This window comes from Shinella agrisoli, from assembly GCF_046557955.1.
Lineage (GTDB): Bacteria > Pseudomonadota > Alphaproteobacteria > Rhizobiales > Rhizobiaceae > Shinella.
Window position 1 is genome coordinate 14,953 of record NZ_JBJIEP010000021.1, and the last position, 21,213, is coordinate 36,165.

A 21,213-nucleotide genomic window follows, 5' to 3' on the forward strand; every position below is an offset into this window, starting at 1 on the left:
AATTTCTGTCATTTCTCGGGCCTTTTGGGTGACACGACTACTGCTAGCTGCGGCACTCGGGAGAGAGCAGTGATCTGCTTATGTCAGATTGAAGAGTCCTCGTCATCCTTTTCAGGCTCATGCCACGGGCAGCACTTCCGAGCCATCGCACACTATTCGTAGGCGCCGCGGCGACAGAAGGAAGATCATGCGAGATGACGAAAAAGGTACATCCCGCGGCAAGGGGGCCCTATTGCCCGCTGGATCGCCTCCTTGTTTGCGGGCAGAGGGCTGACATGTCGACCGTCGAGATCGGCATCGTTGTTTCATGGAAGCGGACACGAGACCACTGTTGTGGTGGTTGCGCCGCACTCGATTATCCTGGCACATGGCAGGTTCTGCCGACATCACTTCGTGATTGTGCCTAAGTTGCCAAATCATGTTTCCGTCCGCCCCTCGTTGCGACTACTGGTTTCCAGCCGGAACCATGGATTACAGCAAGGAGTAGGCAATCGCCGGAATCCCGATGGAGTCCGGCGATCACGTTGTTTTCTCGTCACTCGCAGATCATTTGGCCGGTGCTCTCCGGGAAGGTTACTCGTAGCGATCGTGGCGGCGTACCCAGTCCATTCCCTCGGCCTCGTTGCGACCCTTCGGAGCGAGATCGAGCATGTTGTAGGTGCCCATCATTACCTCGACGCCGCGCCCGTAGGTGGAGTAGGTGCGGAAGACCTCGCCCGCGTCGTCCTTGTAGAAGGCGCTGACGCCAGGCCATTCCTCGCCAGCTTCCCGCCATTCCCCGAAGTTGTAGTCGATATTTCCGCTGGCGACCTCCTCGGGCGTGAAGCTGACGCGGAAGTCGTAGTTGAAGTCGTTGCCGAAAGACGACACCCATTTGAACTGCCAGCCCATTCGTTTGCGGTAGCGCTCGATCTTGGCGAGCGGCGCACGCGAAACGGCAATCATGGTGACGTCGTGATGCGGCAGATGCTTGTTCATGCCGTCGGTGTGATCGGCCATGTAGGAGCAGCTCGGGCAGCCTTCCTTCCATCCCGGCGCGAACATGAAATGTTGCACCAGAAGCTGCGATCGACCGTCGAAGAGATCGGCCAGCGTGCGTGGGCCATGCAGCGTGTCGAACACGTATTCCTTATCGATGCGAACCCATGGGAGGGCAAGCCGGTCTCTGGCGATTTTGTCGCGAAGATGGGTAAGCTCCTTTTCCGCCTTCAGGAAATTCCGGCGGGCGTTCAGCCATTCATCGTGTGAAACGACAGCGTGTTGCATAGTCAGTCTCCTTCGGTTTGGGTGGTGGGGGCGCTGCGGCCCCGCAAACGGCCGGAAAGGAATTTCAGCCATGCCGATAGGTGAAAGAGGCTCATCAGCAGGTACATCAAGGCCATGTCGTTGATCGGCACGAAGGCCGGGACGGCGGAGCACATCATCGTGGCCGGCGAGCCAGCGGCAGAAATCCCGGCCATCCATGCGAAAGTCGGGGCAGCGGCGAGCCTGAGCCAGCCGTCCATGTCGCTAGCAGGCCCTCGCAACGAACCGGCGTTCCCTGCTGATGCCAACATCGTCACCTCCGATCGTCTGACAGAATTTGCCGTTTCCAGCGGTTGCTGTACGAAGACGTATCCCGGCCGGCAGGCCCAGCGAGAGTTACAAATGTGACGGGATTCCAATGGACTCGCTGTTTACTGCCGCTGCACGCGCGCTCTCGGCTGCCGATGCCCTCGCTGCGCTGAAGAGGGTCGCGTTGCGCGATGCCCCACCGGCGCCGGCGTTGCGTGGCATTCATATCGTATCAAGCGCAAAGCTCTTGATGAGATTCGAAATGGCGGCAAATGTGCCGGAGAAGCTAAACATTGATTATCTATGATAATGCTCTTGATCACAGAAGAATATATGAGTCAGAGGTTAAATTCTACGTCAACACAGACCGGTCGCTTGCGGTGTGTTAGAACAATCAATGACGATATTTTTTATTTTTAAGTAGGATTATCTATTCTTGGTTTTCTGATTTCAGCGGTTCATCGCCTTGCCTCACCCAGCGCGCGTTCTACGGAGCGGGCCGCGAGCCGAAACTTCCGGGGTGTCGTGCCGACGCGGCGCATGAATACGTCATAGAATCGGGTGCTCGAACCAAAACCGCAGTCGTGGGCGATTTCCACAATCGCCTCGTCGGTTTCCGTAAGCCGCTGCATTGCACGCGCGAGACGGTACCTGGTCAGATATTCCATCACGGAGATTCCAAGCACTTCCCGAAAAGCACGGTTTATCGTCGTCGGGTGGATGTCGGCGAGCTTCGCAAGCGATGCCAGCGTCAGCCTTTCGGCAAAGCGCGTGTTGATCAAGTCCGTCAACAGCTGTGCATGCCTGACGGCCGGATTGAGGGGTATCCCCGACTTGCTCGTTGCCCCATCCTTTTCCACCTGGTCGAGAATGATCCGGCGTACGGCCAGCTTGACCTCGTCGTACACCAGACGACGGCGCAGTTCGCCGCCCAATTCCCATTCGTCGATCCATCGGGAGGCAATGTGTGCACTTAGAATATCCTGCACCCTCTGCGTCACGAATGCGCCCTGCATGATCGCCTGGCGGGAGGCCTTGTTGATCGGCAGGGCCAGAAAGTCAACTAGGGGGAGATAGATGCAGATCAGGGGCGCATCCGGCGTTACGAAGATCGTCTGGTGCGGGATGGCGGCCCAGAACAGAGCGAAGCGCCCGGCCTCTACATGCTCCTGCCGTCCGTTGAACAGATAGGTCATGGTGCCGCTGAGGAGCAGATTGACCTCGATGTGATCATGCCAATGCGCAGTCCTCATCGTATCAGCGACGTGGCGCTCGACCAGAAAGGCGCGCGGGGAATCCGTCCACTCCCCGGTCTCGTTGAAATCCGCACTCATGCTGCCCCTGCGCTTCGATTCGGGAATAAATATACGAATATCGGGAAGAAATTCTGAATTAAATGGGCGATAGCGTTGACGAGGTGATCAGCAGGAGATCGAGATGCCGAAGATTTGCCTGGTTGGTGCAGGCAGCACCGTGTTTGCGCAGAACATTCTTGGAGATGTGCTGGCGACGCCGTCTCACCACGACCATGTGATCAGCCTGTTCGACATCGACGCCGAACGCCTCAAAACGTCCGAAATCGTCACCCGACGGATCTGCGAAGCGCTCAACCTTGCGACGGTGCGGGTCGAGGCGACGCTCGACCGGCGCACAGCCCTGAAGGACGCGGATTTCGTCATTCTGATGATGCAGGTCGGCGGCTACAAGCCGGCGACCGTCACCGATTTCGAAGTGCCGAAGAAATATGGTTTGCGCCAAACCATTGCCGATACGCTCGGCATCGGCGGCATTTTCCGCGGGCTGCGGACCATTCCGGTTCTCGAGGCGATCTGCCGCGATATGGAGGAAGTCTGCCCCGGCGCGCTGCTCATGCAGTATGTCAACCCGATGGCGATCAACTGCTGGGCCATCAAGGAACTGGCGCCGGGCATTCGCACGGTAGGGCTCTGCCACAGCGTGCAGCACACGGCCGCGCATCTCGCGGCATGCCTTGGCGAGGATATCGCCGACGTCAACTACCTGTCCGCCGGCATCAACCATGTCGCCTTCTTCCTGACATACGAGAAAATCCATGGCGATGGCAGGCGGGAGGACCTCTATCCCCGCCTGAAGGCGCTTGCCGCCGAAGGCCGTGTGCCGGACAACGACCGCGTCCGCTTCGACGTTCTGAAAAGGCTCGGTCATTTCGTCACGGAATCCAGCGAGCATTTCTCCGAATATACGTCCTGGTACATCAAGGAACGCCAGCCGGAGCTCATCGGCGCGCTGAACATCCCGCTCGACGAATATATCCGCCGATGCCAGGAGCAGATCGCCGGCTGGCATGCGCTCCGCCAGGATCTCGAGGGCAACAAGCCGGTCGTTGTCAGCCGTAGCAACGAATATGCCGCCGGCATCATCCATGCGGCGACCACCGGCGCACCGGCGTTGATCTATGGAAACGTCCCCAACAACGGCCTGATCGAGAATCTTCCGCCGGAGTGCATCGTCGAAGTGCCCTGCCATGTCGACAGGAACGGCATCCAGCCGATCCGGGTGGGCCGGATCCCGACGCAGCTCGCCTCGGTGATGAAGCTCAGCATTTCCGTCCAGGAACTCACGGTGGAAGCTGCATTGACGAAAAGCCGGGACCGCATCTATCAGGCCGCGCTTCTCGATCCGCATACGTCGGCGGAACTTTCGCCCGACCAGATCTGGTCTCTGGTTGATGACATGATCGAACGACATGGGGATCTTCTGCCCGAATATCACTGACGACGAGCCGTCAAAATCAATTGGCAAGGCGCCTTTCCACGGGAAAGGCGCCTTTTTCGTCTCGTTTGCCGCCCGAAAAAGATCATAAAAAATCATAAAAGTGATTGACATTGATTTTATATGGGAAGAATTTGACGCAAGATGTTGCGAGGGGAAGCACTGCAATGAGCCAGAACGGCGGGATAAAGACCGATCGATTGGATGCGATCCGCAGCCATCTTTATGCGAACGGCTTTTCCACGATCCAGGATCTGGCGGATGCGGTCGGCGCGTCGCTCGCGACCATTCGGCGCGACCTTCAGGTGCTCGAACAGAACGGCGTCATTGACCGCGTTCATGGCGGCGCGCGCATTGCGGAGGGTTCCTCGGTCGAGCTCGCCTTTCAGGAACGGGAGAAGCGCCAGCTTTCCGCCAAGCGCGCGATCGCCAATGCAGCTTACGAGCTGCTCTCGCCGCGCACGGCGATCTTCCTCGATGCGGGCACGACCGTGCTTCAGCTCGCGCGGCTCATCCGCATCAATCCGATACCCTTGCGCATCTTCACAAATGGGCTGATCGTCGCCCAGGAATTCCTGAACATTCCCAACCTCGAAGTCACTCTTCTGGGCGGGCAGCTGCGAAGCGAGAACGCGTCTATCGTCGGCCCGCAGGCGGAAGCCATGCTCGAAGGGCTCTGGTTCGATCAGCTTTTCCTTGGCGCGAGCGCGGTCAGCCCGGATGGTGCGATCTACAGCGTCGACAGTGCGGAAGCGAGCCTCAACCGCCGCATGCTGAGCCGCTCGGCCAATCGCTATGTGCTCGCGGATTCCTCCAAGTTCGGCATGACGGCCACCTATAAGGTCTCGCCGCTCGCCGATGCGCGGCTCATCACCGACACGGGCCTGACGGCGCAATGGCGCCGCCAGCTCGAAGAGGCTGGCGTGGAGACGGCCTTCGCACAGCTCGGTGCACAGGAATGAGCGGCGAGCTCATCCTGGGTATCGATGGCGGCGGAAGCACGATCCGTGTCGCCCTTGCAAACAGGAGCGGCGAGATCCTGCGCACCAGCCTGGGCAGCGGCGTCAATCCCATGGACAATCCGGACTGGCGGACCGAGCTCGACCGGCACATCGCGCCGTTTCGCCACGAGCCGAAGCTTACATCGGTGGCGGCCGCCTTGCCGGCCTATGGCGAAGTCAAGCATCTGTCCGCCCTTCAGGAAGCGGCGATTGCGGACATGTTTCCGGCCGTTCGCACGGCCATCCTGAACGATGTCGATGCAGCCCATCTCGGCGCCTTCGCCGGTAAGGAGGGCATCCTGATCCTGTCCGGAACGGGCTCCATGGCCTGGGCGAGAAACGCGGCCGGCCGCCCTGCCCGTTCGGGCGGCTGGGGCGATGTCATCGGCGATGAAGGCAGCAGCTACTGGATCGGCCGCCTGGCCCTCAATCTCGTCAGCCAGAGCCTCGACGGACGCGCCCCGAAAACGGCGCTGGCGGATATCGTCTTCGAGCATCTGAACCTCGACCTTTCGGATCCGATGAACGGTCTGGGCGGGTGGGTCAAGTCGCTGGCGAAGCCCCGATCGAGCATCGCGGCCCTGTCGGCACTGGTCGATCGTGCCGCACGGGCGGGCGATGCCGCCGCCCGGGACCTGCTGGAACGCGCTGCGGATGCGCTGGCGCGCCATCACACGGCGGTCGCCGGCCACTGCGGGGAGAATGCCGGCTGGACCTATGCGGGAGGCACCTTCGCCAGCACGCTCCTGCTCGAAGCCCTGGAGCGCCGCATCGGCACCGCTCCTAGGGTGCCCAAGCTTCCCCCGATCGGCGGCGCACTTCTGGCGGCCGCCCAAAATCTCGGCTGGCCGCTCAACGACGGCTGGCTCGAGCCTATCGCCGCATCCACGCGAGCGGCGAGCGCGCAGTCGATAACCGGTTCAAAATTCCAATAACAAAGAAGGATGGGAACATGCGTAGAATCATACTGTCACTGTTAGCCTCCGGCGCGCTGGCCATGGCGCTGCCGGCATTCGCCGAGGATTCGAAGCCGCTCGCTGGCGCCTCGATCACGGTGCTGATGCCCTCACCCCAGGGCGCCAATATCGCCGAGGAATTCGAGGTGGAAACCGGCATCAAGGTCGATCTGCAGACCCTGTCCTGGGATGACATCCGCCCGAAGCTGGTGACGGCGCTCGTCGCCGGCACCGCGCCGGCCGACGTCACCGAATTCGACTGGTCGTGGACGGGCCAGTTCGCTGCCGCGGACTGGTATCTGCCGCTCAACGACGTGATCGATGCGGAAACGGTTGCGGACATCGGCGTCGCCAAGATTTTCACGGTCGACGGCAAGCTGCTCGGAATACCCTATACCAACGACTTCCGCGTGATGCTCGTCAACAAGAAGCATTTCGCCGATGCGGGCGTCACGGAAATGCCGAAGACTCTCGACGACCTCGTCGCCGCCGCAAAAAGGATCAAGGAAAAGGGGATCTCGACCTATCCCATCGGTCTGCCGCTCTCGGCGACGGAAGGGGCGTCGACCAGCTGGTATCTCCTGACCAAGGCTTTCGGCGGGGAACTGTTCGACAAGGACTTCAATCCGCTTTTCACCACGCCGGACTCCGCGGGCTACAAGGCGTTGGCCTTCGAACTGATGCTGCTGAAGGAAGGGTTGGTCGATCCGGCCTCCACCGGCCTCAAGGACAGCCAGATCAACGAGAGCATGTTTTCCCAGGGCCTCACCAGCATCATGATCTCGGGTGAGCCCGGCCGGCTGGGCCAGATGAACGATCCCAATCAGTCGAAGGTGGCGGGCGAGGTCGAGGCGATCCTCGTCCCGACGGAAAGCGGCGAGACCCGCAGCTTCGGCCTCCCCGAAGCGCTCGCCATACCGAAGGTCTCCGCCAATCAGGAAGCGGCGATCGCCTTCGTGAAATGGTTCACGAGCCGGGAATTCCAGAAGAAGAATGTGGCGAACGGCTTCCTGCCGACCCGCACCTCCGTGCTCGCCGAGCTCAATTCCGAAGGCAAGCTCAACAGCGGCGACGCGCTCGTCGCGCAGTCGAAGACCGTCGAGGCCCTTTTCCCGCAGGGCACGCCCCCCTGGTATCCGCAATTCTCCAGCGGCGTGAACACGGCGATCAACAGCGCCGCCAAGGGCGAAATGACTGTCGAGCAGGCCGTCGAAAGCATCGCCGAGGCTGCAAAGCAGGCCATGGCGCAATGACAGCGGTCGTCGCCGGCCGAACGGCCGGAAAGCGGGGTGTCGGCTTCCATGCCGACACCACCCTCGGCGTGCTGCTCGTCGCGCCCATCCTTCTCACCATGGCGGCGCTCGTCTTCTATCCGATGGCGCGCACCCTCTGGGACAGCCTGCACCGGGTCAACCCGATGCAGGCGGGCACGCCCTTCGTGGGGCTGGACAACTATACGCGCATGCTCTCCGACGCGCAGCTCGGCGTGACATGGACCAATACCCTGATCTATGTCGCCCTCGCCGTCGTCGCCGAGACAGTGTTCGGCGTCCTCGCCGCGGCACTCATCAATCAGGTGAAAGTGGGACGACGATGGATCCTGGCGGCGGTCATTCTGCCCTGGGCGCTCCCGGGCGTCGTCAACTCGGTGATCTGGCTCTGGATCTACCAGCCGGGCGCCGGTCTCCTGAACGGCATCCTCTCGGCCCTGGGCCTGCCGTTCGAGAACCACGTCTGGTTCAACGACCGCACCAGCGCCATCATCGCCGTCACCGTCGTTCATGTCTGGCGCATGATGCCGCTCACGATCGTCATCGTTCTGGCGGCCATGCAGAGCATTCCGAGCCATCTCTACGAGGCCGCACGCATCGACGGCGCGACCCGCAGCCAGATGTTCACCCTCGTCACGCTCCCGCTCGTCCGAAGCGCGATCGCGGTCGCCATGACCAACGCCACGGTGAACGCCTTCAACCTCTTCGACGAGGCCTGGGTCCTTTCCGGGGCCAGCCTCGAGACCCGCCCCGTCCTCGTGCAGATCTATCTCGAAACGTTCCAGAACCTCCGCTTCTCCTACGGGATGGCGCTCTCGGTCACCATCACCTTCGTCTCGCTCCTCGTTTCGCTCGTCTACGTCCTTCGCGTCTATCGCAACACACGGTTCGACTGATGAAACCCACGCTTCCCTACCGCTTGCTGATATGGACCGGCGTCGCTCTCCTGCTTCTCTGGTCGCTCGGGCCGATCTATTGGACGGTGGTCAGCTCCGTGACGCCGACGGCGGATTTCTCCATGCGGCCGATCCGCTTCTTTCCGCAGAATTTCACGCTCGATCATTATTCGCGGCTGCTCGGCATCAACATCGCCCGGATCGGTGGCGTCGAGGTGTGGAAGCAGTTCCGCGCGGCGCTGTTCAACAGCCTCGTGACCTCGGTGGCGGCGACCGTGCTCTGCGTCGCGATCTCGTCTCTTGGAGCCTATGCCTTCACCCGCATGCCGTTTCCGGGCCGCGGCGCGCTTTTCGCGACCGTCGTCGCCACGCTCGCGATCCCCGCCTACGCCGTCCTCATCCCGCTTTACCAAATCATGATCAAGATGCAGCTCGTCGACACCTATGTCGGCGTCGCCCTCATCTATGTCTCGGCCTATCTGCCGCTCTCCCTCTGGCTTTTGCGGAGCGTCTTCGACGCCTTGCCGCTTGCGCTCGAGGAGGCGGCAAGGCTCGACGGCGCGGGACGGCTTTACATCTTCTTCAATATCGTGCTTCCGCTCGCCGGCCCCGGCCTGACGGCGGCTGCCATCCTGACCTTCCTCGGGGCCTGGGGCCAATATCTGGTCCCCCTCATCTTCTCCCCGCAGGCGACCAAGCCGCTGACGGTTCTGATCCCCGAATTCGTCACCAAGAATTTCATCGACTACGGGCTGATCACGGCGAGCGGATCCATCGCGATCATCATTCCCGCGCTCGTCGTCATCTTCCTCAACCGATACCTCGTCAGCGGATTGCTGGCCGGCTCGGTAAAATAATCGGAGACATTATGAATACGACTGAAAAGGTGATTTTCGAGCAGTTCCCCTATTGGGAAAAGGCAATCGGCTCGAACACCGCCGCTGAGAAGAGCGACCTGCTCGTCTATGTCGGCTGCGGCACGTCCTACTATCTCGCGCTTTCCCTGGCGGCCTATGCCAACGGTGCCGGACGGCAGGCGATCGCGGTGCCGGGCGACGAATGGCTCAACCGGCCGTCACTTTTCTGGCCCGATTGGACGAAGACCCATGTGGTCGCGATCTCGCGCAGCGGCGAAACGACCGAGACGGTGGCCGCCGCCGGGAAAAGCCGCGCCAGCGGCGCTTTCGTCACCGGCCTGACGGTGGAGCCGCAGAGCGCGCTTGCCAGAAACTGCGACGCGATCGTCGCCGCAGCGACCCATCCGGACGAGGGCATCGTGATGACGGCCTCGGCAAGCCTCATGCTGCTTCTCGGCATGCAGATGGTCGGATATGACATCCCCGCCTCGACCCCCGCCTCGGCGGAAGCGCTCGCGAAAGCGCTCGATGCGTCGCTCCCCGCCCGGATCCACGAGCGCTCGCATGTCGTCTTCCTCGGAGGCGGCGTGCTCTTCGGCATCGCGTCGGAAGGCGCTCTCAAGCTGATGGAGATGAGCCAGGTCCTGACCCAGGCCTTTCATCCGCTCGAATACCGCCACGGACCGATCAGCCTGGTCGACCAGAAGACAGCCGTCGTGATGCTCTACAGCGCCGACCAGAAGGACGCCGAGACGAAGCTCGTCGGGGAATTGCGGGACAAGGGCGCGTTCGTCGTGGGCCTGGGCGGTCCGGGCGACGTGGCGCTTCCCGTAGACGCCGATCCGGCCGTTGCCGGTCTCGTCCTCCTGCCTGCCCTCCAGGTCCTCGGTGAACGCGCCGCGCAAGCACGGCGGATCGATACCGTCGCGCCGCGTCACCTGACGAAAGTGGTGACCTTGGAATGAGCGCCGCCGTTGAACGCAACCGGCGCATTGCGCTTGCAAAGCTGTTCGAGCCGAGGGATTTGCCACTACCGCGAGGCGTCACCTCCGTGTGCTCCGCCCATCCGCTCGTCGTCGAGGCGGCCCTGCGCCATGCAGCGCGCGAGGATCGGGCGGCCCTGCTGGAGGCGACCTGCAATCAGGTCAACCAGGAGGGCGGATATACCGGCATGACGCCGGCCGATTTCCGGCTTTTCGTCGAGCGCATCGCCGTGACTGTCGGCTTTCCTGCCGACCGCCTCATCCTTGGCGGCGATCACCTCGGCCCGAACCCATGGCGGAAACTCCCTGCGGACGAGGCCATGGACCGCGCCCAAGCGATGATCGTCGCCTATGTCGAGGCCGGCTTCGAAAAGCTTCATCTCGATACGTCGATGGGCTGCGAAGGCGAGCCAGCCGCACTTCCCGATACGCTGACGGCGGAAAGAGCCGCGCGTCTGGCGCGCGCTGCCGAGGACGCCACGAAGCGCGCCGGCCGAAAGCCGCCGGTCTATGTCATCGGCACGGAGGTTCCTCCGCCCGGGGGCGCGACGCACGCGCTGGAGGAACTGGAAATCACCCGCCCCGAAGCCGTGCTGGAAACGCTTGCCGTCCATCGCTCCGCCTTCACCGCGGCCGGCGTCGAAACCGCTCTCGAGCGCGTCATCGGCATCGTCGTCCAACCCGGCGTCGAATTCGGCAATGCCAATGTCGTGCTCTACGAGCCCGATCGTGCGCAAAAGCTCGTATCGGCGCTCGACGCCATGCCGGGTCTCCTGTTCGAAGCCCATTCGACGGACTATCAGCCCGCTCAGCAACTCTCCGCCCTGGTCGATGGCGGATTCGGGATTTTGAAGGTAGGGCCAGGGCTGACCTTCGCACTCCGGGAGGCCCTCTATGGGCTCGATGCCATACGCCAGGCGGTTGCCGGCCGGACCGCATCGCCGAGCCTGCCCTCAATCCTGGAGGGTGTCATGCTGGCCGATCCCGGTCACTGGTCGGGCCATTACGACGGCACCGCCGAGGCGCAGCGGCTGCAGCGCCATTTCAGCTACAGCGATCGGATCCGCTACTACTGGCCGGACAGGCAAGTCTTGGAAGCCGTGGAGCGACTCTTCGCCGAACTTCCCGAGCGGATCCCCGAAACCTTGATCAGCCAGTATCTCGGCCGGCTCTATCCGGAGGTCGTCGCCGGCCGCGTCGCGCCGAACGCCCGCGACCTGTGCCTCGCCGCAATCGACAATGCGCTCGCGCCCTATCGAGCCGCGACGGCGCAACGATAGACCGCACCAGACCCATCCATTCCGCTGGAGACAATGATGGCACCAGTCACGATAACGAAGGCCCGCAAGGCCTATGGTCATTTCGAGGTCCTGCACGGGGTCGATATCGACATCCCGGACGGCGAGTTCGTTGTCCTCGTCGGCCCGTCGGGCTGCGGAAAGTCCACGCTTCTTCGGATGATCGCGGGGCTGGAGGAAATTTCCGGCGGAGACATCGCCATCGGCAGCAAGGTCGTCAACGACGTCGAGCCGAAGGAACGCGATATCGCGATGGTGTTCCAATCCTATGCGCTTTATCCGCATATGACGGTGGAAGCAAATATGGGCTTTTCGCTGCGGCTTGCAAAGGCACCGAAGGAGGAGATCAAGCGGCGCGTGCGCGAGGCGGCGCAAATCCTTGGCCTTGAACGGCTGCTCGACCGGTATCCGCGAAACCTCTCCGGCGGCCAGCGCCAGCGCGTGGCGATGGGCAGGGCCATCGTGCGCCAGCCCCAGGTCTTCCTTTTCGACGAGCCGCTCTCGAATCTGGACGCTAAATTGCGCGTGCAGATGCGCGCCGAAATCAAGCAATTGCACCAGCGCCTGAAGACGACGACCATCTACGTCACCCATGACCAGATCGAAGCGATGACGATGGCCGACCGGATCGTCGTCATGCGCGACGGCCATGTCGAACAGATCGGCTCCCCGCTCGATCTCTACGACCGGCCGGTCAACCTCTTCGTCGCCGGCTTCATCGGTTCGCCGGGCATGAATTTCATCCCGGGAAGAATCAGCGAGACGGGGCCAATCGAGTTTATCACCTTGAGCGGTGCTCGATTGCCACTACCTGAGGAGTGCCCCGTGGAGCGAGGCCAGGAAGCGATATACGGCGTGCGCCCGGAGCATCTGATCATCAATCGAGGCGGAGTGGATGCGACGGTATCGTTCATCGAGCCGACGGGCGCCGAAATACAGATCACGGCGAGCCTTGGCGCCACACAGATCATCGCCTCCGTGCGAGACCGGATCGGCGTGCGGCCAGGAGACACCATCTCAGTGGGTTTTGATCTCGACACGATCCACATGTTCGACGCGCAAACCGAAAGCCGAATATAGCCTTAAAAGCCGGCGCTCTGATGCGATCCGTTAGGCAGCACTTCAGTCTTCTGAATTCGCGTGCATCGTGATCCCTTCGAGCCGACCTTCGCGATACGCCGGATATCTGATTACCGGGTTTCAAGAACCCGGAGCGGATGCGGGGACCACCTCCGCATCCATTTGGCAAGCATATCCCACGGCGCCGAGCGGCGGGGCAGGCTGATGCGCATCCGGAGTTCGCGCGCAAGATCGCACGACAAGCCGGGAACATTCCGAGCCCCAAGCCGATTGGTCGACATGAAAGGAGACCGATATGGCCGATGACCCAAAGGACCCCAAAAAGCCTGTGGAGGTTCCGCCTGAGGAGACACCCGACTCGCTGCCAGACATCCCGGAGCGCCCGATCGAGGAACCCGGACCTGATGTCGCCCCGGAAGAAGCACCTGACGTCACACCCGTACCGGGCGAGGATGTTCCGACGAAAATGAACGGGTGAATGAACGGTCGCGGTCCAGCAACAGCGGGGCCGCCCAATTTCATCACTCAGGCGCTCCCGCCATGCGTTCCCGGCCGAGATTGGTGCCATCCGCCGGGCCGCCCTGGCGAAAGGCGGCGATGGCCGACGCCATGATCCGGGTCGAAATCGCCTATACGAGCGTGGCAATGCGCTCGCCCTGGACATCGCGCGGCACCACGCGGCGGCCGGTCGCGCCCGGCAGGCCCTCGCCTGGTTGCGTCTCAACCGCACCCGGCACGAGCCTAGGCTCGTCAGCATCCTTCCCGATCCTGCCTTCCGGCCGACCCGCGACGATCCGAGCTTCGTCACCCTACTCGGGGAATTAGGATTGGAGCAGAACGAGGCGGGCAAGGCGTAATCTGGCGAAAAGATGCCGCGGCCCGTGATCACAGCGTCAGACTGATCATTTTATGCCGATCCCTCCTCACAATCCGTCAAAATGGACGGTCATTATTGATCAATGTCTGAATTTTCGTATCAGCTTTTGCGAGTTTGATTGCCGGGTTTGGGAGAGGCCCTTGCAAAAGCTGCTGATTTTCCAGTCCTTGTGGGCAATGGAGCGTCGCAATACCGATGGCTTCGAGAGATCCCTGGAAGAAAACCTCCGGATGATCGCCGATGCCGGCTTCGATGGCATCAATGCGGACTGGCAGGATCGGGCGCAGACATTGAGGCTCGCCCGGTTGTTGAAATCGCATGGGCTGCAGGCCGAGGCCGTCTGCCTTCCGCTGACGGTCGACGACCTCAAGCCGGCGCTGGAGCTGGCCGCCGAAACCGGCGTCCATCATCTCAACATCCACCCCATGGCACGCCTGCGCCGGATCGAGGATTGCGTTCCGATCCTGGAGGGCTGGCAGCGGCTCGCCGAAGAGGTCGATTTTCCGGTCTACGTGGAAACGCATCGCGACCGCATGACCACGGACCTCTTCTTCGTCCTCGACCTGCTGGACCAGCTCCCCGACCTCAAGCTCGTCGGCGATCTCTCGCACTTCCTCGTGGGGCGCGAATTCGCCTGGCCGGTCTCCGAGGAAAACCACGGCCATATCCACCGCGTCCTGGAGAACTGTTGGGCCTTGCACGGCCGCGTCGCAAGCCGCGAGCAGGTGCAGATCGAGATCGGCTATCCGCATCATCGCCCGTGGCTCGACCTTTTCCTCGGCTGGTGGGACTACGCCTTCCGGAGCTGGCAGAGGCGCGCGGCACCGGATGCCACGCTCGCCTTCGTCTGCGAGCTCGCCCCAAGCCCTATGCAATCACCGGCCCGGACGGCAACGACACGACCGACCGCTGGGCGGAAGCGCTGATGCTGCGCGACCTCGTGTGGGCGACCTGGGAGGCGACACGGGCCTCCGCGCCCGCTGACCTCAATCCAAGCAGGATAGGTGCGTGAAATGGTAGACGATTCAACTTACGGAACCCGCAACAAGCGGGGCGACTGGAAGCCCGCCCAGCCGTATGAATACGCACCGGTGTTCGTATGGCCGCCGCGTCCGGGCCAATTCCTGAAATGGCTTCTGTGGTGGCCCGGCTACTTCCTGCCCTGGAACATCCTCTATGCTTTCATCGTGCTTGGTATCTGGCTCTGGCTGACGCCGGACATGGCGACGATGAAGACGCTGGAGCCGGGATGGATCGCTTTCATCCTGGTGCGCAACGCGACGCTCACGGCGATCTGGTACGGCCTGTTCCATTTCGTGCTCTACATCAAGCGCACGCAGGGCCTGAGCTTCAAGTACAACGGCAAGTGGCCCGGCGAGAGAAACGACGCCTTCCTGTTCCACAACCAGTTGCTGGACAACCTGTTCTGGACCTTCGTCTTCGGCATTCCGGTCTGGACCGCTTTCGAGGTCACGGCGCTCTTCCTCTATGCCAACGGCTACGTGCCCTATCTCGATCCGGCGGAACATCCGGTCCTTTTCCTCGCCATCTGGGCGCTCATCCCGCTCTGGCGCGAGTTCCATTTCTACGTGATCCACCGCCTGATTCACTGGCCGCCGCTCTACCGCACGGTGCACAAGGTCCATCACAACAGCGTCAATCCCACGCCGTGGACCGGGCTCGCCATGCATCCCGTCGAGCAGCTGCTCTACTTCTCGGGCGTGATCCTCTACTGGGTCATCCCCGCCCATCCCATTCATTCCGTCTTTCATCTGGCCCATTGCATGCTGGCCTCGGCACCCGGACATGTCGGCTTCGACAAGGTGGTGGTCGGCGAGGCCAATCTGATCGACATGCCCGGCTACGATCACTACCTCCATCACAAGTTCTTCGAATGCAACTACTCGGACGGCGTCGTGCCCTATGACAAGTGGTTCGGCACGTTCCACGACGGCAGCGAGGAATCGGAGAAGCGCATGCTCGAGCGGTTCAAGCGGAAAGCGGCAAGACAGAGCGCTCGCAAGGCCAAACGATAGCGGCCGGCCGCGCGCGCCGTGCGGCGCCCATCCGCGCCTGACAAGACAGAATTCAAGGAGGGACTGCCTATGGCTGAGTGGGTTGATGCCTGCTCCGTCGATGACATCGAGACGGAAGGCGTCGTGCGCTTCGACCACGATGGACGGACATTCGCGGTATACCGCAACCATGAGGACAGGTTCTTCTGCACCGACGGACTGTGCACCCACGAGGACGTGCATCTCGCCGACGGCCTCGTGATGGAGAACACCGTCGAATGTCCCAAGCATGCGAGCATCTTCGATTTCACGACCGGCGAGGTGGAAACCCCGCCCGCATGCGTGAACCTCAACACCTATCGCACGCGGGTCGATGACGGCCGGGTAAGCATCGAGATTTGACGAATGGAGGCCAGACCGCCTTGGCGAGCGAGCCAGCGGCCGGAGGCGACCGGCACCGGCCGGTCGCGGAACAAGGGGAGGAAGAGGACGATGGCGACGGTATCACTGAGGAACATCGAGAAGAAATTCGGCGCCTATACCGCGCTCAAGGACATTTCGCTCGACATCGCCGATCGCGAATTCCTTGTCCTGCTCGGTCCATCCGGATGCGGCAAGACCACGACGATGCGGATGGTGGCCGGCCTCGACCATCCGACCTCCGGCGACATCCTGATCGACGGCAGGCGTGTCAACGACATCCATGCGCGCGACCGGGATCTCGCCATGGTGTTCCAGAGCTACGGGCTCTATCCGCACATGACCGTGCGCGACAATATCGCCTATCCCCTCAAGGTGCGCGGCCTCGCCAAGCCCGAGGCGCGCCGGAAGGCGGAGGCCGCGGCGGCGAAGGTGGAGCTCTCGAACCATCTGGACCGCAAGCCCGCCGAGCTTTCGGGCGGCCAGCGCCAGCGCGTGGCGCTCGCCCGCGCCCTGGTGCGCAACCCGCGCGTCTTTCTCATGGACGAGCCCCTCTCCAATCTCGACGCACAGCTCAGGACGGTGATGCGCACCCATCTCAAGCACCTGCAGCGGGAGATGGCCTCCACCACGATCTATGTCACCCACGACCAGGTCGAGGCCATGACCTTGGCCGACCGCATCGTGGTGCTGAACAACGGCCGGATCCAGCAGGTCGCGACGCCGGCGGAGATCTATGCCCGTCCCGCCAACACGTTCGTCGCACGCTTCATCGGCTCGCCGCCGATGAACCTGCTCGAAGGCCGGATCGAGAATGGGACCTTCGTTCATGCGGGCGGAAGCATCCGGGTGGACAGCACGGCCGACGGTCCCGTCTTCCTGGGCCAGCGCCCCGAGGACATCTGTCTTGCGGCAAGGGGGGCCGGGCATCTCGGCGGGACCGTCTACGCTGCGGAGCTGCTGGGGGATGCTGTCCTCGTCGCGGTGCGGACCGGCGCAGAGCTCGTCAACGTGAAGATGCCGCCGGACTGTCGCCTCGCAGAGGGGGAGACCGTCGACCTCGTCTTCGATCCTTCGAAGATCCATGTCTTCGACGCCGTGACCGGCGATCGGCGAGAGTGCGTTCCGTCGCCTGCATTCGCGAATGCGGTCTGACCACGACGACAACAAGAGCCCGGGTCACGGGCCGAACACTTCCGGTCGACCGACGACCGTGAAATGCCAAGCAGGCATCAACAGGAGGAGAACAGTGATGCACATAACGCGACGACAGGCGCTTCTAGGATTGAGCAGCGCACTCGCCATCGCCGCAACCGGCATTCCGGCGATGGCGGCCGAAACGGGCGAATTCACCGACGCCAAGATTGACTGGCAGCAGTTCAAGGGTCAGGACGTCAACATCCTGCTCGTCCGCCACCCCTGGCAGGAAGCCATCGAGCCCCTGGTTCCGCAGTTCGAGGAGCTGACGGGCATCAAGGTGAACCTACGCAAGCTGCCCGAGCCCCAGTTTCTGGCCAAGGTCCCGGCCGACTTGACGGCGGGCACCTTCCAGTTCGACGTCATGATGACCCAGATCGCTCAGAACCTGCAATATCACAGCAAGAAGTGGCTGAGCCCGATCGACGTCTACATGAAGGATCCGAAACTCACCGATTCCGACTGGTACGACTGGAACGACTTCTTCCCCGGCGCGCAGGCGGCGGCGACGATCGGCGGCACGCCTTTCTACAATCTCGCGATCACCGCGGAGGCCCAGATCCTCGCCTACCGCAAGGATGTCTTCGAGCAGCTCGGGCTAAGCGTTCCTAAGACGTTCGGGGAGCTCGCCGACGCCGCCAGGACCATCAAGGAAAAGGGCGGGATGGACGGCATCACCCTGCGCGGCGGGCCGACGCTCTGGTGGCCGCTGCTGGGTGCGGTGGAGTCCTTCGGGGGAAGCTATCTGGACGAAAACCAGAAGCCGGTCCTCGACAGCGAGGGCACGATCGCCGGTGTGGAGGCCTATGTCGAGCTGGCGAAATATGCGCCGCAGGGCGTCACCAACTACGACTGGGACGAGATCAACACCGCAATGCTGTCCGGACAGGCCGCGATGTTCCTCGACGCGAATGTCGTCTACCCCCGGCTGAAGGATGCGACGCTGTCGAACCTCGCCGACAAGTTCGCCGTCACGGCCTATCCCGCCGGTCCGAACGGTGCGCGCTCGGATTCGCACTACTGGACGATCTCGATGGCGGGCAACGCCAAGAACAAGGAGGCGGCCTGGCTCTTCATGCAATGGGCGACCTCGAAGCCCGTCCAGCGCGATCTGGCGCTCGCGGGCATCCTCGCGCCGCGCCACTCGGCATGGGAGGGCCAGGCGCTCGTCGATGCCCTGGGCAGCGACCTGATCGAAGCGGTGAAGACGAGCCTATCGACCGCGACGCTCTATCCGGCCAACGAACATTGGACGGAGCTCGCCGACGCGCTGCGCGTCGAAGTCCAGAACGCCTTGACCGGCTCCAAGCCCGTCAAGCAGGCGATGGCGGATGCCCAGGCCCGGTGGGTGAAGATACTGGAGTGATCGCATCGCCCGCCGTCGCATCGCGCCGGCGGGCGTCCCCCGTATTGCTTGCGAGTGCGTGATGGACAGAGAGAGACGAAATTTTGCGCTGTGGCTGACGGCGCCGGTGGTCCTGGGGCTGCTGGCGCTCCTACTCTACCCGACGATCAGCCTGTTGGTCCTGTCGTTCCGAAGCCCGTCCGGCGAGGGACCGGCAACGGCCGGCACGATCCTGTCGGTGCTCGGCTCGCCGGCCTTCTGGGTCAATACCTGGACGACGGTGAAGTTCACGCTGCTCTCGACGGCCATTTCCTTCGTGCTCGGCTTCTCGCTCGCCTACGCGATGGAAGTCGTGGAGAAAGGCCATTCCTTCTTCCTGACCGTCTTCATCCTTCCCATGGCGTTCATGCCGGTGGCGGCGGCACTGACATGGCGGACGATCTATGATCCCACCTTCGGAATCCTGAACCACCTGCTCGGCTCCCTGGGGATCGGCCCCGTTCTATGGACGACCAGCCCGGACATGGCCTTGTGGTCCGTCGTCATCGTTGATGTCTGGCAATGGACGGGCTTCTGCTTCCTGATCCTGCACGCCGGTTTCCGCAGCCTGCCGAAGGACACGCACGAGGCGGCGATCATGGACGGCGCAAGCCCGCTTCAGGAGCTGATGACGATCACCATCCCCATGCTGGTGAACGTCTTCATCATCACGCTCATCTTCCGCTTCATGGACGCATTCAAGGCATTCGATTCCATCTACGTGCTGACGCAGGGCGGACCGGGCAACGCGACCGAAACGCTCGTCATCCGCGCCTACAAGGAAGCGTTCCAGTTCTACAATCCCGCCGTCACCGCGGTCATCGGCCTCTGGTTGCTCATCTTCACCATCGCCTGCACACGCTATGCCGGCAACAGGATTGCACGGGGAGACGTGAAATGAGGCTTTCTAGGATCATCGCCTATGGCTGGCTCGGCGTCGGCACCCTCTTCTTCGCCTTCCCGGCGGTCTGGATGGTCGTGCAGTCGCTCAAGCGGCCGATAGATTTCAATTCGTCTCCGCCCAAGGTGTTCTTCACCCCGACGCTCGAAAACTACTACAGCGTCGTCAGCAATCCCGGCTTCATCGCCGCCTTCAGAGACAGCCTGATCATCACCGGCATCGGCGTGGGGCTGGGCCTGCTGATCGGCGTGCCCTTCGCCTATGTGCTGGCGAGGTTCGACTTCCGCGGCAAGAACGATGTCGCGCATTTCATCCTCTCGACCCGCATGCTGCCTGCGGTGGTCATCATCGTGCCGCTCGCGAGGACGTTCCAGACCTTCGGGCTGCTCGACAGCTATCTCGGCCTCGGCATCGCCCATGTCGTGCTGGTGCTCGCGGTCATCGTGTGGGTGCTGCGTTCGTTCCTGCAGGCGCTGCCGCCGGACCTCGAAGAATCCGGCACCATGGACGGGGCCCGCCCCTTCAGGATCATGATGGAGCTGGTAATGCCGATCGCCCGTCCCGGCATCTTCACCGTGGCGGCGCTCGCCTTCCTATTCTCGTGGAACGATCTCTTCATGGTGCTGACGCTCACGAGCTTCAACGTGCAGTCCCTGCCGGTTTTCCTGGTGACGGAGTATACCGGCTTCCTGGCGGTGCGGTGGGGCGAGATGTCGGCCGCCGGCGTCGTCAGCACCGCGCCCATCGCCGTCATCGTGGTGCTCCTGCGCAAGAACATCGTCCGCGGCCTCTCCATGGGCGCGGTGAAATAGGTGCAGTCATGTCGATAATCCTGCCAGAGTTCGAATATGTCGACCGCGCGACGCAATCGATCCGCTATCTCGAGCATGGATGGCCGACCGAGGCATGCCGGTGGCATTCGCATCCGGAATACGAGCTCCACCTGATAACGGAGACCCGCGGGAAGGCGTTTGTCGGCGACTACGTCGGCGAGTTCGAACCGGGCGACCTGTTCCTCACCGGCCCGAACGTGCCGCACAACTGGGTGACGGACGAGATCACGCACCCGGCGCCGGTGGAAGTGCGCGACATGCTCGTGCAGTTCAGCGTGGAAAGCATCGAGCGGCTGACCTGCGCCTTTCCGGAATTCGGCGAGATGTTCCGCATGTGGGACCTGGCGCGGTCCGGCATCCGGTTCGAGGGCTTCGACCCGACCTTCGCCCGCGGCCATTTCCAGCGCATCCGGGATACACGCGGGGCGGAGCGCATCGCCGCCTTCCTGCGCTTCCTCGTGCGCGTCAACGAACATGCGGAGAAGCGCGGCCTGTCCGTGGTGAAGCTCACTCATGCGGATGCCAACTTTCGCCAGGCGCGCATCGCGAAGATCGTCGATCATATCAGCCAGAACCATGCCCAGAAGATCTCCATCGAGATGGCGGCCGACATGGCGGGCATGAGCAGCACCGCCTTCTCGCGCAGCTTCCACAACGTCACCGGCAACACCTTCGTCGAATTCGTCAACCGCGTGCGCATCGGCCAGGCCTGCTCCCTGCTCTATGCAACCGAGAAGCCGGTTTCCACGATCTGCTACGAGGTGGGCTTCCAGACGCTGGCGAGCTTCAACCGGCAATTCCTGCGGATGAAGGACATGACGCCGACCGCCTACCGGAAGAGCGCGCGAGCGGGCCTCGTCTCGGAGGAAAGCCTGCGCCCGTTCCAGCCGCTTTCCGGCCGGACCGCACCGCGGTCGGCACCCCGATCATGAAGGTGGC

At 62.5% G+C, this 21,213-nt stretch carries 21 protein-coding genes and 1 pseudogene; 19 read left to right on the top strand and 3 right to left on the bottom strand.

Annotated features, from left to right (window positions below; translation table 11 throughout):
• Positions 1-573 precede the first annotated feature (573 nt).
• Together ACIIOY_RS20395 and ACIIOY_RS20400 are read right to left on the bottom strand one after the other, a co-directional pair.
• Positions 574-1,266 carry a DUF899 domain-containing protein gene (locus ACIIOY_RS20395; RefSeq protein ID WP_411036513.1) on the bottom strand — a complete coding sequence of 231 codons (693 nt, stop codon included), beginning with the start codon at positions 1,264-1,266 and terminating at the stop codon, positions 574-576.
• 2 nt (positions 1,267-1,268) lie between these two features.
• Positions 1,269-1,505: a hypothetical protein gene (locus ACIIOY_RS20400; protein WP_411036514.1), complete on the bottom strand. Its 237-nt coding sequence runs from the start codon at positions 1,503-1,505 to the stop codon at positions 1,269-1,271.
• Positions 1,506-1,663: 158 nt separating this feature from the next.
• On the opposite strand from ACIIOY_RS20400, the gene ACIIOY_RS20405 reads away from it, so the two are divergent.
• On the top strand, positions 1,664-1,861 hold the full coding sequence (locus ACIIOY_RS20405) for a hypothetical protein (protein ID WP_411036594.1): 198 nt from the start codon (positions 1,664-1,666) through the stop codon (positions 1,859-1,861).
• 151 nt (positions 1,862-2,012) lie between these two features.
• Here the strand turns inward: ACIIOY_RS20405 and ACIIOY_RS20410 are convergent, their stop codons facing one another.
• The gene (locus ACIIOY_RS20410) at positions 2,013-2,888 is read right to left on the bottom strand and encodes a helix-turn-helix domain-containing protein (RefSeq protein ID WP_411036515.1); all 876 of its coding nucleotides are present in this window, start codon (positions 2,886-2,888) and stop codon (positions 2,013-2,015) included.
• A 103-nt stretch (positions 2,889-2,991) separates the two neighbouring features.
• On the opposite strand from ACIIOY_RS20410, the gene ACIIOY_RS20415 reads away from it, so the two are divergent.
• The 18 genes and pseudogenes from ACIIOY_RS20415 (at position 2,992) to ACIIOY_RS20500 (ending at position 21,206) form a co-directional block, all read left to right on the top strand.
• Complete coding sequence (locus ACIIOY_RS20415) at positions 2,992-4,308, top strand: alpha-glucosidase/alpha-galactosidase (RefSeq protein ID WP_411036516.1); 1,317 nt, start codon at positions 2,992-2,994, stop codon at positions 4,306-4,308.
• A gap of 164 nt (positions 4,309-4,472) precedes the next feature.
• Positions 4,473-5,267, top strand: a complete 795-nt coding sequence (locus ACIIOY_RS20420; RefSeq protein ID WP_411036517.1) for a DeoR/GlpR family DNA-binding transcription regulator — start codon at positions 4,473-4,475, stop codon at positions 5,265-5,267.
• The gene (locus ACIIOY_RS20425; RefSeq protein WP_411036518.1) at positions 5,264-6,241 is read left to right on the top strand and encodes an N-acetylglucosamine kinase; all 978 of its coding nucleotides are present in this window, start codon (positions 5,264-5,266) and stop codon (positions 6,239-6,241) included. Before ACIIOY_RS20420 ends, ACIIOY_RS20425 begins: the two co-directional genes overlap by 4 nt.
• Positions 6,242-6,258: 17 nt before the next feature.
• Positions 6,259-7,515: an ABC transporter substrate-binding protein gene (locus ACIIOY_RS20430; protein WP_411036519.1), complete on the top strand. Its 1,257-nt coding sequence runs from the start codon at positions 6,259-6,261 to the stop codon at positions 7,513-7,515.
• Positions 7,512-8,429 carry a carbohydrate ABC transporter permease gene (locus ACIIOY_RS20435; RefSeq protein ID WP_411036520.1) on the top strand — a complete coding sequence of 306 codons (918 nt, stop codon included), beginning with the start codon at positions 7,512-7,514 and terminating at the stop codon, positions 8,427-8,429. The genes ACIIOY_RS20430 and ACIIOY_RS20435 overlap by 4 nt, the downstream gene beginning before the upstream one ends.
• The gene (locus tag ACIIOY_RS20440; RefSeq protein WP_411036521.1) at positions 8,429-9,286 is read left to right on the top strand and encodes a carbohydrate ABC transporter permease; all 858 of its coding nucleotides are present in this window, start codon (positions 8,429-8,431) and stop codon (positions 9,284-9,286) included. The genes ACIIOY_RS20435 and ACIIOY_RS20440 overlap by 1 nt, the downstream gene beginning before the upstream one ends.
• 11 nt (positions 9,287-9,297) lie before the next feature.
• Complete coding sequence (locus tag ACIIOY_RS20445) at positions 9,298-10,251, top strand: SIS domain-containing protein (RefSeq protein ID WP_411036522.1); 954 nt, start codon at positions 9,298-9,300, stop codon at positions 10,249-10,251.
• Positions 10,248-11,549 (top strand): D-tagatose-bisphosphate aldolase, class II, non-catalytic subunit, encoded by a 1,302-nt coding sequence (locus ACIIOY_RS20450; protein ID WP_411036523.1) that lies wholly within the window; start codon positions 10,248-10,250, stop codon positions 11,547-11,549. The genes ACIIOY_RS20445 and ACIIOY_RS20450 overlap by 4 nt, the downstream gene beginning before the upstream one ends.
• Positions 11,550-11,585: 36 nt before the next feature.
• Positions 11,586-12,647 (top strand): ABC transporter ATP-binding protein, encoded by a 1,062-nt coding sequence (locus ACIIOY_RS20455; RefSeq protein WP_411036524.1) that lies wholly within the window; start codon positions 11,586-11,588, stop codon positions 12,645-12,647.
• Positions 12,648-12,942: 295 nt separating this feature from the next.
• Positions 12,943-13,125: a hypothetical protein gene (locus ACIIOY_RS20460; RefSeq protein WP_411036525.1), complete on the top strand. Its 183-nt coding sequence runs from the start codon at positions 12,943-12,945 to the stop codon at positions 13,123-13,125.
• 575 nt (positions 13,126-13,700) lie between these two features.
• Positions 13,701-14,536: pseudogene (locus ACIIOY_RS20465) on the top strand (sugar phosphate isomerase/epimerase family protein).
• A 1-nt stretch (position 14,537) separates the two neighbouring features.
• On the top strand, positions 14,538-15,560 hold the full coding sequence (locus tag ACIIOY_RS20470; protein ID WP_411036526.1) for a sterol desaturase family protein: 1,023 nt from the start codon (positions 14,538-14,540) through the stop codon (positions 15,558-15,560).
• A 69-nt stretch (positions 15,561-15,629) separates the two neighbouring features.
• Positions 15,630-15,941, top strand: a complete 312-nt coding sequence (locus ACIIOY_RS20475) for a MocE family 2Fe-2S type ferredoxin (protein WP_411036527.1) — start codon at positions 15,630-15,632, stop codon at positions 15,939-15,941.
• Positions 15,942-16,031: 90 nt separating this feature from the next.
• Positions 16,032-17,114: an ABC transporter ATP-binding protein gene (locus tag ACIIOY_RS20480; protein ID WP_411036528.1), complete on the top strand. Its 1,083-nt coding sequence runs from the start codon at positions 16,032-16,034 to the stop codon at positions 17,112-17,114.
• Between the two features lie 130 nt (positions 17,115-17,244).
• The gene (locus ACIIOY_RS20485; RefSeq protein WP_411036529.1) at positions 17,245-18,522 is read left to right on the top strand and encodes an ABC transporter substrate-binding protein; all 1,278 of its coding nucleotides are present in this window, start codon (positions 17,245-17,247) and stop codon (positions 18,520-18,522) included.
• A 61-nt stretch (positions 18,523-18,583) separates the two neighbouring features.
• Positions 18,584-19,441, top strand: coding sequence for a carbohydrate ABC transporter permease (locus ACIIOY_RS20490; protein ID WP_411036530.1), 858 nt, complete (start codon positions 18,584-18,586; stop codon positions 19,439-19,441).
• Positions 19,438-20,253, top strand: a complete 816-nt coding sequence (locus ACIIOY_RS20495) for a carbohydrate ABC transporter permease (protein WP_411036531.1) — start codon at positions 19,438-19,440, stop codon at positions 20,251-20,253. The genes ACIIOY_RS20490 and ACIIOY_RS20495 overlap by 4 nt, the downstream gene beginning before the upstream one ends.
• An 8-nt stretch (positions 20,254-20,261) precedes the next feature.
• Positions 20,262-21,206, top strand: coding sequence for a helix-turn-helix domain-containing protein (locus tag ACIIOY_RS20500; protein WP_411036532.1), 945 nt, complete (start codon positions 20,262-20,264; stop codon positions 21,204-21,206).
• Positions 21,207-21,213: the final 7 nt, after the last annotated feature.

Coding starts and splice junctions, on each gene's coding strand:
- ACIIOY_RS20435 (WP_411036520.1), top strand. CDS start 7,512: ATGACAGCGGTCGTCGCCGGCCGAACGGCCGGAAAGCGGGGTGTCGGC.
- ACIIOY_RS20495 (WP_411036531.1), top strand. CDS start 19,438: ATGAGGCTTTCTAGGATCATCGCCTATGGCTGGCTCGGCGTCGGCACC.
- ACIIOY_RS20415 (WP_411036516.1), top strand. CDS start 2,992: ATGCCGAAGATTTGCCTGGTTGGTGCAGGCAGCACCGTGTTTGCGCAG.
- ACIIOY_RS20420 (WP_411036517.1), top strand. CDS start 4,473: ATGAGCCAGAACGGCGGGATAAAGACCGATCGATTGGATGCGATCCGC.
- ACIIOY_RS20395 (WP_411036513.1), bottom strand. CDS start 1,266: ATGCAACACGCTGTCGTTTCACACGATGAATGGCTGAACGCCCGCCGG.
- ACIIOY_RS20425 (WP_411036518.1), top strand. CDS start 5,264: ATGAGCGGCGAGCTCATCCTGGGTATCGATGGCGGCGGAAGCACGATC.
- ACIIOY_RS20410 (WP_411036515.1), bottom strand. CDS start 2,888: ATGAGTGCGGATTTCAACGAGACCGGGGAGTGGACGGATTCCCCGCGC.
- ACIIOY_RS20460 (WP_411036525.1), top strand. CDS start 12,943: ATGGCCGATGACCCAAAGGACCCCAAAAAGCCTGTGGAGGTTCCGCCT.
- ACIIOY_RS20445 (WP_411036522.1), top strand. CDS start 9,298: ATGAATACGACTGAAAAGGTGATTTTCGAGCAGTTCCCCTATTGGGAA.
- ACIIOY_RS20455 (WP_411036524.1), top strand. CDS start 11,586: ATGGCACCAGTCACGATAACGAAGGCCCGCAAGGCCTATGGTCATTTC.
- ACIIOY_RS20405 (WP_411036594.1), top strand. CDS start 1,664: ATGGACTCGCTGTTTACTGCCGCTGCACGCGCGCTCTCGGCTGCCGAT.
- ACIIOY_RS20470 (WP_411036526.1), top strand. CDS start 14,538: ATGGTAGACGATTCAACTTACGGAACCCGCAACAAGCGGGGCGACTGG.
- ACIIOY_RS20500 (WP_411036532.1), top strand. CDS start 20,262: ATGTCGATAATCCTGCCAGAGTTCGAATATGTCGACCGCGCGACGCAA.
- ACIIOY_RS20440 (WP_411036521.1), top strand. CDS start 8,429: ATGAAACCCACGCTTCCCTACCGCTTGCTGATATGGACCGGCGTCGCT.
- ACIIOY_RS20450 (WP_411036523.1), top strand. CDS start 10,248: ATGAGCGCCGCCGTTGAACGCAACCGGCGCATTGCGCTTGCAAAGCTG.
- ACIIOY_RS20480 (WP_411036528.1), top strand. CDS start 16,032: ATGGCGACGGTATCACTGAGGAACATCGAGAAGAAATTCGGCGCCTAT.
- ACIIOY_RS20490 (WP_411036530.1), top strand. CDS start 18,584: ATGGACAGAGAGAGACGAAATTTTGCGCTGTGGCTGACGGCGCCGGTG.
- ACIIOY_RS20475 (WP_411036527.1), top strand. CDS start 15,630: ATGGCTGAGTGGGTTGATGCCTGCTCCGTCGATGACATCGAGACGGAA.
- ACIIOY_RS20430 (WP_411036519.1), top strand. CDS start 6,259: ATGCGTAGAATCATACTGTCACTGTTAGCCTCCGGCGCGCTGGCCATG.
- ACIIOY_RS20400 (WP_411036514.1), bottom strand. CDS start 1,505: ATGGACGGCTGGCTCAGGCTCGCCGCTGCCCCGACTTTCGCATGGATG.